This window comes from Acidobacteriota bacterium (assembly GCA_028875575.1).
Taxonomy (GTDB): domain Bacteria; phylum Acidobacteriota; class Terriglobia; order Versatilivoradales; family Versatilivoraceae; genus Versatilivorator.
In genome coordinates, this window is sequence record JAPPDF010000100.1 from 65,722 (window position 1) to 77,761 (window position 12,040).

Consider the following 12,040-nt stretch of genomic DNA (forward strand, 5'->3'; position numbering starts at 1 on the left):
TTCAGTCAAGTTACCGAAGAAACCCTCGGATTATACCGCAGTTATCCAATCCGTAAGGGCCGATTGGCAATCAATCGGCGATGCGCTCAATCCTTGCTCCCAGTGCCTTCAGCTTCTTCTCAATGGATTCGTAGCCGCGATCCAGGTGGTACACCCGTTGAACCAGTGTCTCTCCGCTGGCAACCAGGCCTGCCAGGATCAGGGAGGCGCTGGCTCTCAGATCGGAGGCCAGCACCTTGGCCCCGGTCAGATCCCGGCGTCCCGAGATCACGGCCCGGTTGCCTTCGATCCTGATGCCGGCCCCCATCCGAACCAACTCGCTGGCATGCAGGAAGCGACTCTCGAATATGGTCTCGGTGATGATGGAAGACCCGTAAGCCTGTGTCATCAGCGCCATGTACTGCGCCTGCATGTCGGTCGCGAAGCCCGGATACTCCATGGTCGTGACATCCCTGGCCTGAAGCCGGCTGGGGGCCGTCACCCGGCAGGCGTCGGGGCCGCTGGGTTCGATGGCCATTCCGGCTTCTTCCAGTTTCTCGATTACGGCCGTCAGGTGCTCGGGACGACAATGGACCAGTTCCACGGAGCCTCCGGTAATGGCGCCGGCCACCATGAAGGTCCCCGCCTCGATGCGGTCGGGAATGATGGTGTGGTCGGCTCCGCCCAGCTCGGACCTGCCCTGAATTCGAATGGTGCTGCTGCCGTCACCCTCGATCCGGGCCCCCATGGAGCGCAACAGGTCGGCCAGATCGGTCACCTCGGGTTCGCGGGCGGCGTTGTGCAGGATGGTCTCGCCTTTGGCCAGGCAGGCAGCCATCATCAGGTTTTCGGTCCCGGTGACGGTGATCCGGTCGAAGACCACCGTTTCTCCGGTCAGGCGGGGCGCCTTGGCCTCGACGTAGCCGTGCTCGATCTTCAGGCTGGCGCCGAGTTTCTTCAACCCCTTGATGTGGAGGTCGATGGGGCGGGCCCCGATGGCGCAACCTCCGGGCAGGGACACCCGGGCCCGCCCGAATCGGGCCAGCAGAGGTCCCAGAACCAGGACCGAAGAACGCATGGTCTTGACCATCTCGTAGGGGGCGACGCAAGAGATGGAATTGCCGGTGACCAGCTCACAGCCGTGGCCCTTCCGCGGGCTGTTCAAACAGACCCGGCAGCCCATTTCCTGAAGCAGGCGGCCGGTGGTTTGAATGTCTCGAACCCTGGGTAAATTGCGCAGCTTGACGGGCTCCCCTGTCAGCAGGGTCGCCGCCATGGCCGGCAGGGCCGCGTTCTTGGCTCCGCTGACGGTGACCCTGCCCCGCAGCGCGGTGCCCCCTTTGATCAGGATCCTATCCAACGGTGTGGCTCACCTCCCCTTGGACGATGGTGGTATGAACCCCGAGACTCTCGTCCAGAAGCACCATGTCGGCGTCTTTGCCTGCGGCCAGGCTTCCCTTGCTGTCGGCGATTCCCAGGGATTGGGCCGGATTGCGGGTCAGCATGCCGAGCACGGTTTGCACCGGCAGGCGGCTCCACCGGACCAGGTTCCGCAGGGCTTGATCCTGGGTCAGAATGCTGCCCGCCAGCGTGCCGTCCGGCGTTCGACACACACCGTCCGAAAGGGTAATTTCACCATCGGCCAGGCGATACTGTCCCTCGGGCATGCCGGTGGGGCTGACGGCGTCGCTGATCAAGAGAATTTTCCCGGCTCCCTTGCACTGAAGGCAAAGTTCGACGGCAGTCGGCGAAACATGTACCCCATCGGCAATCAGCTCTGCCCAGACTTGCGGGGCGGTCAGGACGGCGCCGAGTATTCCCGGATCGCGATGGCTGAAGCTCCTCATGGCATTGAAGAGATGGGTGGCATTGGCGGCCCCCAGATCGATGGCCGCCAGGGTTTCTTCCAGGGTGGCGTTGGAATGGCCCAGAGAGACGACGACTCCTCTGGAACGGGCAAACTCGATCAGTTCCAGGCTCCCCTCGACTTCCGGAGCCAGCGTCATCAGCTTGACCTGACGGCCGGAGCGGGCCAGCAACTGCTCGAAGATGAGGGCCGATGGGCGACGAATGTGCTCGGCGGGATGGGCACCCCGCTTTTCAGGGTTGATGAAGGGGCCTTCCAGGTGGAGTCCCAGCATGCGGGCGCCCGGCAGGGGTTGATTCACCTGGCGTCCCAGGGCTTCCACGGCTCGCAGGGTCGCGATGGGTGAGGCCGTCATGGTCGTGGCCAGAAAGGAGGTGGTGCCGTGGGCGGCCAGGAAGCCGGAAATCACCTCCAGAGCCTCGCCGGTGCCCTCCATCACATCCCGCCCCAGAGCACCGTGGATGTGGACATCGATGAAACCCGGAGCCAGCAGTTGTCGGGGGTGGTTCATGACCTCGAATTCGTCCCCGGAAAACCGCACCGCCGCCCGGCTTCCGACTTCCAGGATCCTGGAGCCTTCGACCAGAACCACTCCGTCCAGAATCACCCGGTCGGGAGTCATGACCCTGCCGGCGGTCACTGCCAGTCGCTTCATGTCCCGTCCCTCCCTGCGTCTTCCGCCTGCATTATCTCCCATTGGTCCACCGCCTCGGCCACGGTGTCGGCAACTTCACGGCGGGCCGACTGGATGGCGGTGTTGTTCCGGGTGGGATGCACCCGGTTGGTCAGGAAAACGATGAAGAGCCGGCGCCGGGGGTCGATCCACAACGAGGTTCCGGTAAATCCCGTATGGCCATAAGACTGCCGCGACAGCTTGTCGCCGGCGGAACTGTTGGGGGAAGGGGTATCCCAACCCAGGGCACGGCTGCTGTCGCGCGGGTCGGCTTGAGGTTGTGTGAAGATTTCCAGGGTGTTCCGCTTCAGGATGCGGCGATGGTTGTAGACGCCGCCGTTGAGCAGAGACTGGCAAAACACTGCCAGGTCCCCCGCCGTGCCGAAAAGACCGGCGTGGGCAGCCACTCCTCCCATGGCACAGGCGTTTTCATCATGAACCTCGCCCCTCAGCAAGCGCTTTCTCCACGGGTCCATTTCCGTAGGGGCAACGCGAGGCCTCCAGTCGGAAGGGGGGAGAAAACAGGTCCGGCGCATGCCCAGGGGACGAAAGATCTGATCCTGGGCCAGCTTGTCGAGGCTGTCTCCACAAGCTCTTTCCACCACCGCCCCCAGCAGAATGAAGCCCAGGTCGCTGTAGAGGCTCCGGCTGCCGGTTGGGTACTCCAGAGGAGTTTCCAGGATCCGTCGCAGGATATCTTCCTTGCCGCCGGCATGTTTGTAGAGAGGCACATGGGCCGGTAGCCCGGAGGAGTGCGACAGCAGATGCTTGAGGGCGACCTGCCGTTTGTTGCCGGCCCGAAACTCCGGAAAGAAGCGTTCGAGCCGGTCGTCCAGGTCGATGATCCCGCGTTCAATGGCCTGCATGACCAGGGTGGTGGTGCAAACCACCTTGGTCAGCGACGCCAGGTCATAGACGGAGTTCGAGTTTGCCGCAGGACTGGTGGAAGTGTAGTCCAGCCTGCCGTAACCTCGGCAAACCAGCAGCTTTTCGCGGTAGCCTACGGCCAATGAAGCTCCAGGAAAGGCTTGAAGGTCGATGAAGCGCCGGACAAGCCGCTGCAGTTCGGTTCGCAAGGTCCGGATACCCCTTTGGGGCGGGTTGGACGCATCCGCACGGGCCTTTTCCAGGACCATCGGTAAGGCGTCGCGCTGGAGGCCGGTGTCCCGTTCGGCTGTGCCCGGAATCGACACGGGCAGCCGGCCGGCCAGGCGAATCTCTCCGAAGAGAGCCTTGACTGCCGCCCTCTGAGAAGTGGAAACGTGGCTGAAGGTGCAGAGATAGGTGGGGAAAAAGGAGAGTTGCCGAATCAGGTAAGGGTCGCCCAGGGAAATCAGGAGCGTGGAGGGCTTGACCCGGACCAGCCCCCCCAACCAATCCGCCAGGAGCGGCGACAACCCCAGCCGGCCGGTCCCGGTCACCAGCGGAACATGCAGGGCCACCATGCAGAGATCCGCTTTGCCGGCCCTGTTCCTGACCTGGTCCAGCAGCGAGCGAGCCGCATCGGAGGAGAGACGATCCACTTCCAGCGAATCGAGTCGCGTCCTGAGGCAACCCTCCAGATCGGCGGCAGCGCCCGGGGATGGCCTGGTGGAAACGACGATCAGGTGTCCCGAGCGGATCCCCCGGACATCCAGCGGCACTTGAGAAGGATCGTCCTTCACCAGGGTGACCGAGGCATCGGCCAGGTCCTGGACTTGCTGCCGCAGGGCGGGAGCATTGATTCTTCGAGCGAGCTGCCGCAGGTCGGTTCGCTTCCGCCGGCTCAGCCCCAGCCAGGCCTTGGCTTGCAGGATGCGCTCAACCGAGCGGTCGACCCGAGCCTCGGATAGGCGACCCGTCTTTACTGCCTCCAGCAACGCGCCGAAGACGACCTGGGCGTCGGGTGGATCCAGCAGGACATCCACACCGGCCTCCAGGGCCTGAACGGCCGCTTCGCCGCTCCAGTAGCCTCGAGTCAGTCCCTTCATCTTCATGGAGTCGGAAACCACCAGACCCTGAAATCCCAACTCGTTCCTCAAGACCTGTTCCAGTATCGCCGCTGAAAGCGTGGCCGGACGGCGAAGGTCCGACTCCAGGGCCGGGACGGCGATGTGAGCCGTCATGACCGTCATCACGCCGGCCCCTATCGCCTCCCGAAAGGGCGCCCACTCGATGCGCTCCAGCCGCGGACGTTGAGCGGTAATCACCGGTAGGGACAGATGGGAATCCACCTCGGTGTCGCCATGGCCGGGAAAGTGTTTGGCCGTCGCCAGAACGCCGGCCCGCTGGGCTCCGGCCACGAACGCCGCGCCCAGCCGACCCACCATTTGCGGGTCCTCTCCATAGGCACGGATGTTGATGACCGGATTGGCAGGATTGTTGTTGACATCCACCACCGGGGCAAAAATCCAGTTGACCCCCAGGGCTCGAGCTTCCCGGGCGGTGATGCGTCCCTGCCGGTAGGCCCATTGCTCCGATCGGGTGGCTCCCACGGCCATGTTCCAGGGCAGGGGAAGGGTGTTGCGAATGCGGAAGGCGGCCCCCCGTTCGAAGTCGGATCCGATCAGCAGGGGAATGGGTGCCTGGGACTGCAGTCGGTTGATGAGGACGGCTGACTCGTAGATGTCTCCCTCGAAGAGAATGAAACCGCCTACCCGGCCTTGTCGGGCCTGGCGCTGCAGCCGTTTGTATTCGTCGCCGGCTTCGTTGAGGTGAGTTCCGCGGATGGCCGGCATGATCAGTTGGCCGATCTTGGCGTCCAGGCCGAGTCGGTTCAGTGTGTCACTAACCCATTTCTTATCAATTCCATTAGGTGTGACAGGTGAGGACATGGACGAAGTCTTTACGACTGATTGGGCAGGAGAGCCTTCCTCACCGTCAAAATTCGGCCTGAAGCGGATCAGAAGCCGGAGAGGCTTGCGGACTCATCCCGTCGTGCAGCGCTGGGGAGGTTGTTGAATTACTGGAAAAACTTTTGAAGAACTCGTAGGAGACGATTTTAAAAAGGGCAATTCACGAACTGCCGATCGAAGTCTTTCCAGTAATTCAACAACCTCCCCTACTCCCCGAAATTTTGCAAAAGGCTGGGCAGGAAAATCTAATGTGTTTGTTTTCAACGAAGTGACGTTCAGGCGCAGAACTTTTCGCTCGACGAGCGGATTTATTTTGTAAATGCGGTATTAAACCTCTTGACATGCGGTAAATACATGTTATTCTTCCTATCCCACAGCCGCTTGAACGAGGGAGCCTCCCAGGAGCTGTTCACCCTGGAACGTAGTCCAAGAGAGAGTGGCTGTGGGACAAAGGGTGCCACCGAAGCTGCCCTTTGATGGCCGGAGCGGTTGATCGCGATAAGCTGCGGAGCCGAGCTCGTTGGCCGGAATTCTAGTGCAAAGGTGGCATTTGGGCAATGCTCAGGGTTGCAGGTGCCCAAGTGCCGGCATGGAGGGACCGGAATTGGGAGGCCGGGAGAGGTGGAAAGCCTGTCAGCTTGCTGGGTCAGGCAATGCCTCTCCAGGCGCTCGAAGGTGTGGACGGGCAGGGGTGGAGAGGGAGACACGCTTGCCTGTCCGCTATCCCCCTCTCAGCGCGCGGGGAGGGGGTGCTTCAGCGGGATTTCTGCTAACTCTTCTTTCCTTGCCAGGGACCCGTGATGGCCAGGGTGATGCCCGGATTCTGGATGTTGGCGAAGAGGGTGGTTCCGTCGGGTGAAAAGGTCGAACCGGCAAACTCGGAGTTGTTGAATACGTTGCGGCCGAGCTTGTAGAGATCGCCCCTCGGCGTCACCCCGACCAGGAATTGCTCGCCCGATCCATCCTCGCACAAAACCAGGTCCCCCCAGGGCGCAACCGTGAGGTTGTCGGCGTTCTCGACCAAATTGCCGTCGTTGGGCTCAATGAAGAGTTCCAGCTTGCCGGGGCTGTTTTTCTCGCCGGGTTTTCCTTCCTCGGAACTGGGGGCGTATCGCCACACCTGCCCCTTCTGGTTCAGACCGCCGTTGGTGCAGACGAAATAGATCCATCCCTTGTCCCACCACATGCCTTCGCCCCGGGCGAAGCGGGCCGCGCCCAGGTCTTCGAAACCCCGATAGCGCAGATCGTCGTTGGGGGACTCCACGTCATCGATTTCAGCCCACTCCACCTCGAACACATGACCCGGCAGCACCTTGCGCGCGTTCCAGTTGCGGGTGTCGAGACCGGGTTTCCCCTTCACTTTCAATACCTGTAGACGTCCGCCGGCTGTCAGTTCACCGGGTTTGTTCGGGATGAAGCGGTACAGGAGCCCGTCACCCCGGTCCTCGGTTTCATAGACGATCCCGGAATTGGGATCGACGGCGACGGCTTCATGCACGAAGCGTCCCATGGCTTTCAGGGGAACTGCGGGAGTCAACCCGACTTCGCTGGTGGCCGGCACTTCGAAGTTGTAGCCGTGGTCCCTGGCGTAGAGTCCTTCCTCCCTCTGAATCGTCTCCTCGCAGGTGATCCAGCTTCCCCAGGGAGTCGGCCCCCCCGCGCAGTTGCGAACCGTTCCGCCCAGGCTCAGGAAGTGCTTTTCCAGGCGCATCTGGCGAGTGTTGTAGACCACGGTGGTGGTTCCTCCCAGGCAGGGCCTCCTCCCTTGACCGGCGTCGTACAGTTTCTGCCGGTCTGCGGCCTTGAGCAACTGGTTGATGGGGCCAAAGGCTCCGATGGTCTGATGATCGATGCCCAGCTCGTGATTCCGGACCAGAATCGTGCTCCCTGACGGACCCGGAAAGGCAGCCATCCCGTCATGCAGACCCGGCACTCTGTAGCCGTCGTCCATCAACTCTCCCACCTCGGAAAGGATCCGATAGGTGAAGCCCGCGGGGAGTTCGATCACTCCCTCCGGGTCGGGCTGCAGATCTCCATAACCCGCGGGAGCCGTGGGTTTGGGAAGGGGCTTCGAAAACCCCTTGCCGGTAAGAGAACGAAGCCCCAGAAAGCCCATGGTGCAGGCCCCGGACGCTTTCAGAAACGATCGTCGTGAGGAATTCATTTCGGTCTGCCTTTCTGGGGGCGGCTCGGCGAAGGTCGATGGGACTCGCCGGTTCAAGACCCAGGGCGATTGGGCGCTACCCTCATGGATGTAAATGTAAGTCAATTCTGCGGTGGACCTTTATCTTAGCAAGAACCGCTGTGTCATCGGTGTAAATTTATGGTGAAGGGACACTCGGCAACTGTGGTATTTTGGGTCGGCATTTTCGGGGACGCCGGCTCCATCGGGTCCCGGGCGGCAAATTCCGGTCGGGCGGCATGGGATGGAACCGGTCTGATTGCAAGTCCTTTGACCCGCATCTATTGAGGCCTCCCCAACCCTCCGCGGGACGCGCATGTCCCGACGAGCCATGAAGCGGGTCGGAACCCGCGAGCCCCGGATTTCTATCCATGAGCACGCTTCTCTCCTACTTTCGCGATCTGGAGCCGCAGATGGTCCAGTGGCTGATGGACCTGATCAACACCGATTCACCCTCGGACAACAAGCCGGCTCTGGATCGGCTGGCCCGCCACATGGGAGATCGGTTCGGCAGCTACGGCGCCGCGGTGGAACTGGTCCCCAACCCGGAGGCGGGAGACCACCTGCTGGCCAGATTTTCGGGTCCCGATGCCCAAGGAAAGCCCCTGCTGTTGCTGGGACACCTGGACACGGTTTGGGGTATGGGAGAGGCCAAGCGCCGTCCGGCCAGGCTGGAAGACGGAAAGATCTTCGGGCCCGCCTCCTTTGACATGCGCGGCGGCACCACCCTGATGCTGTCGCTGGCTCACTATCTGTCGAGCGGCCAGGGGAAGTTGAAGCGGCCCTTGACCATCCTGCTCGACTCCGACGAGGAAGTCGGCACACGGACGGCTCGATCCTTGATCGAAAAGGAGGCCTGGGGTTGCCAGGCCGTTCTGGTATTGGAGCCCTGCCTGCCGGGAGGCGCCGTCAAGACCGCCCGCAAAGGGGTTGGCACCTTTGTGATTTCAGCCGGCGGCGTGGCCGCCCACTCCGGGGTGGACTACCAGAAGGGGGTGAGCGCCATCCAGGAGCTGGCCTACCAGGTGCTGGAGCTCTACAAGTTGAACGACCTGGAATTGGGGACCACGGTCAATCCGGGCGTGTTCCGTGGGGGTTCCCGCTCCAACGTGATCGCCGACCAGGCCGAGTTGGAGGTGGACGTGCGGGTAGCCACCATGGCCGAGGGAGAGCGAATCACGGCCTGCATCCACGGGCTCCAGCCCCGGGTCGAGGGTAGTCGGCTTAGCGTGAGGGGAAACATGAATCGGCCACCCCTGGAGCGCAACGATCAGATGGTTCAACTGTACCGGGAGGCACGTCAGTTGGCTGCCGAGCTGGGCATCGACCTGCAAGAGGGTTCGACCGGTGGAGGCAGCGACGGTTGCTTCACCGCGGCCCTGGGCGTCCCGACCCTGGATGGCCTGGGACCCGACGGCGCCGGTCCTCACGCCTTGCACGAACATGTGCTGGTGGAAAGCCTGGCTCCTCGAGCCGCGTTGCTGACCCAACTGGCCTTGAATCTATGAAGATCGAACAGATTGAGCTCCGTGAAGTGCAGATGCCGCTGATCTCCTTTTTCGAGACCAGCTTCGGCCGGACCACCCTGCGGCGGGTGATTCTGGTTCGAGTCTTTGGGGAAGGCCTGGTCGGCTACGGAGAATCCACCGCTCCCGAGGGCCCGTTCTACAATCACGAATCCACTGCTACCGCCTGGCACGTGCTCCAGGATTTCGTGGTCCCCAGGGTCTTTGCCGCGAAGATCTCCCATCCGCGGGAGGTGGCCCCGCTGCTCAGACCCATCCGAGGCCACAATATGGCCAAAGCCGCGGTGGAGACGGCCATCTGGGATCTTTATGCCCGCCTGCAGGGTAAGCCCCTGCACCAACTGCTTGGGGGACAGCACAAGACCCTGGATTGCGGAGTCTCCATCGGCATCCAGGAGAGCCCTGCCAAACTGCTCGACAAGATCGAAAAGGAGCTGCTGGCGGGCTACCAGCGAATCAAGATGAAGATCAAGCCCGGGTGGGACGTGGCCGTGGTGAGGGAAGTCCGAAGGCGCTTCCCCGAGATCCTGCTGATGTGCGATGCCAACTCCGCCTACAGCCTGGCCGATCTGGATCGCCTGAAGGCCCTGGATGATTTCGACCTGTTGATGATCGAGCAGCCCCTTGCCTGGAACGACATCCTGGACCACGTCCAACTCCAGAAGGTCCTGCGCACGCCCATCTGTCTGGACGAATCCATCCTGGACGGCGAGGACGCCCGCAAGGCCATCGACGCCGGGGCCTGCCGGATCGTCAACATCAAGCTGGGAAGAGTCGGCGGCTACACCGAAGCCCTCCGGGTTCACGACGTTTGCCAGGATCGCCGCATTCCCGTCTGGTGCGGGGGAATGCTGGAAACGGGAATCGGCCGAGCCCACAACGTGGCCCTCTCCACCCTGGCGAATTTCAGGTTGCCGGGAGATGTTTCCGCCAGCAAGCGCTACTTTCGGAAGGACCTGATTGAGCCGGAAGTGGAGGTAGACCCGCAGGGCAGGATCCACGTGCTGCCGGATGCGGGTATCGGCTTCCGGCCCCACCTGGAGCGCATCGATCAGGTGACGGTGAGAACCCGGTCGCTGCGGCCCTGAAGTCTGGTTGGTAGGCTTGCCCGGCCGGGTCCCATCGGATCTTGCTAACTACTCTCATTGGAAAGGGAAGTGGTTTGGGGAAGGGTGCTTTTAATTCGCCGCCTACGCGGCTAAGGTGGCGCCGAGTCGATACGACCCCGGGCTCCCGCCCGGGGCTACCCTGAGTCGCAGCTACGCTGCTCTATAAGGAAGGCCTCTTTCAAGCGTTTCCTCGGTCTACCTACGCCAACCGCGGTTACACCGCTCTCCACCTAACTACAACACTGCCTGGGGACAGGGTTTTTTAATTGAACTCTGCCGGGCGGCAGCGCGTAGTTTCCAGCAATGTGCGCTGGGTTCCACTGCAGGTGAACCGGCCTCTTGATTTCGACTGGTTCAATGCACCCGCTTCAGCAATCGCTGCAAGGCTTCCTTCACCTGTTGGGGGGTAATGCTCAGAATACACTGGGGTTTTCCGAATACATGACAGCGGTAGCCGGGGCAGGGATTGCAGTCGAAGGGATTCTGCACGATTTCATGGACGGCTTGCCAGGGGCGCCACAGGTGTGAATCGGAGGACCCGAAGAGCACCAGCACGGGGACTCCCAGGGCCGCCGCCATGTGAGTGGGCCCGCTGTCGTTTCCCACAAACAGACTGGCCTGACCCAAGACTCCGGTCAATTCGGAGATCGTAAGGCCCCATATCGAAGCAGGCCGGTTCCGGCAGAGGCCGGCCACCCTCCTGATCTTGGGTTTCTCCTCCCGGGTGCCGACCAGCAACGTGGCATATCCGTGCTCCTGCAGGAAGTCTGAGATCTCGGCAAAACCGGAATCCGTCCACTCCTTGGTATGGAAGCGGGAGCTGGGCTGAATCACGCACACTGGTCGAGAGGGCTCGAGACCGGCATCCCTAAGACGGGCCTCCAGCACGGACCGGAGGCCCGGGTCCGGGACGAGGCGAGCCGGAGGATCGGGACCTTTCTGCAGGCCCAGTCGATAGAGCCATTCCAATTGAAATCTGGCCGAGTGCCAACGGACCCCGGGGGGCGGCGACGGCAACTCCGTGCGAACGTTGTAGCAGAAGGAATTGCGATAGCCCTGCAGGCCGATGCGAAAGCGGGCCCCGCTCAGGCCTGTGAGCCAGGCGCTGGTGGTGCCTCCGTGCAGGTTGATGCAGCAGTCGAAGCGCATTCGGCGGATCTGCCGCAGCGTCTGCCAGCGAGCCCTGGCGGTGGACCGCTGCTTGGTCCGGTGGACCTGCAGAGGGAAGACCGATTCCAGATCGGGATTACGATACAGAGCTTCATCGAAGGGTTCTTCCACCAGCGCCGAGAGACGCAGGTCCGGCCTCCAGGCCTTGAGGGCGGCATAGAGAGGGGTGGACAGAACGGTGTCGCCCAGGGAGCGAAGCCGGATGAACAGAATCCTCGAACCCGGTGAAAGGCTGGTTAATAGTCCTGCTGGAGGCGTCATTTCCACAGAGTGGAGGGTGAAGAGCTATTGGGTCAACACGTTAAGCATCATACCTGAAACAAGCGAAAAAAGAGTGATCCACGAAGGGCCGCCAAACGTGACGATTCTGCCTCATCGGCAGGGCTGTGCCCCAGCGAGCCGGCGTGCGCGCCATTGAGAAGCAAGAGTGATGGGAGACGGCCCACCCGGGAGCGCGGGCGTCCCGCCCGCATGCACTCCCGTTGCGTGCCGCTCAGTTTCCCTGCGATGCCGCACGCTGCCACCCTGCCGGCGGGAACGGCAGGGGCTCGGCCGAAGCAGAGCCCTGACGCCGTTGCCGGTTGAGCCGGGAGGATGGGATGGGCGAGGCTGTGCCAAGACTTGTGCGGGCGGGACGCCCGCGTTCCCGGGTGGGGCTAACCACTATCCACTCTCCACTATCCACTGAAAACGGTGGTAG

General features: G+C 62.3%; 7 protein-coding genes. 2 read left to right on the forward strand and 5 right to left on the reverse strand.

Annotated elements, in window-relative coordinates; all coding sequences use genetic code 11:
• Window positions 1–70: 70 nt before the first annotated feature.
• The 4 genes from murA to OXI69_17240 form a co-directional block, all read right to left on the reverse strand.
• On the reverse strand, window positions 71–1,339 hold the full coding sequence (gene murA, locus OXI69_17225; protein ID MDE2667886.1) for a UDP-N-acetylglucosamine 1-carboxyvinyltransferase: 1,269 nt from the start codon (window positions 1,337–1,339) through the stop codon (window positions 71–73).
• Complete coding sequence (gene nagA / locus OXI69_17230) at window positions 1,332–2,501, reverse strand: N-acetylglucosamine-6-phosphate deacetylase (protein MDE2667887.1); 1,170 nt, start codon at window positions 2,499–2,501, stop codon at window positions 1,332–1,334. The genes murA and nagA overlap by 8 nt, the downstream gene beginning before the upstream one ends.
• The gene (locus tag OXI69_17235; GenBank protein MDE2667888.1) at window positions 2,498–5,332 is read right to left on the reverse strand and encodes a serine hydrolase; all 2,835 of its coding nucleotides are present in this window, start codon (window positions 5,330–5,332) and stop codon (window positions 2,498–2,500) included. The genes nagA and OXI69_17235 overlap by 4 nt, the downstream gene beginning before the upstream one ends.
• A gap of 790 nt (window positions 5,333–6,122) precedes the next feature.
• Window positions 6,123–7,517: a DUF839 domain-containing protein gene (locus tag OXI69_17240; GenBank protein MDE2667889.1), complete on the reverse strand. Its 1,395-nt coding sequence runs from the start codon at window positions 7,515–7,517 to the stop codon at window positions 6,123–6,125.
• 389 nt (window positions 7,518–7,906) lie between these two features.
• On the opposite strand from OXI69_17240, the gene OXI69_17245 reads away from it, so the two are divergent.
• Window positions 7,907–9,043 carry a M20 family metallopeptidase gene (locus OXI69_17245; GenBank protein MDE2667890.1) on the forward strand — a complete coding sequence of 379 codons (1,137 nt, stop codon included), beginning with the start codon at window positions 7,907–7,909 and terminating at the stop codon, window positions 9,041–9,043.
• Window positions 9,040–10,149 (forward strand): o-succinylbenzoate synthase, encoded by a 1,110-nt coding sequence (gene menC, locus OXI69_17250; GenBank protein MDE2667891.1) that lies wholly within the window; start codon window positions 9,040–9,042, stop codon window positions 10,147–10,149. Before OXI69_17245 ends, menC begins: the two co-directional genes overlap by 4 nt.
• A 375-nt stretch (window positions 10,150–10,524) precedes the next feature.
• Here the strand turns inward: menC and OXI69_17255 are convergent, their stop codons facing one another.
• A complete protein-coding gene (locus OXI69_17255; protein ID MDE2667892.1) occupies window positions 10,525–11,601 on the reverse strand; it encodes a glycosyltransferase family 9 protein in 1,077 nt (358 codons plus the stop codon).
• Window positions 11,602–12,040 lie beyond the last annotated feature (439 nt).

Excerpts from the sequence above, each read along its gene's own strand:
- nagA (MDE2667887.1), bottom strand. The coding sequence starts at position 2,501 with ATGAAGCGACTGGCAGTGACCGCCGGCAGGGTCATGACTCCCGACCGG.
- OXI69_17235 (MDE2667888.1), bottom strand. The coding sequence starts at position 5,332 with ATGTCCTCACCTGTCACACCTAATGGAATTGATAAGAAATGGGTTAGT.
- OXI69_17240 (MDE2667889.1), bottom strand. The coding sequence starts at position 7,517 with ATGAATTCCTCACGACGATCGTTTCTGAAAGCGTCCGGGGCCTGCACC.
- OXI69_17245 (MDE2667890.1), top strand. The coding sequence starts at position 7,907 with ATGAGCACGCTTCTCTCCTACTTTCGCGATCTGGAGCCGCAGATGGTC.
- menC (MDE2667891.1), top strand. The coding sequence starts at position 9,040 with ATGAAGATCGAACAGATTGAGCTCCGTGAAGTGCAGATGCCGCTGATC.
- OXI69_17255 (MDE2667892.1), bottom strand. The coding sequence starts at position 11,601 with ATGACGCCTCCAGCAGGACTATTAACCAGCCTTTCACCGGGTTCGAGG.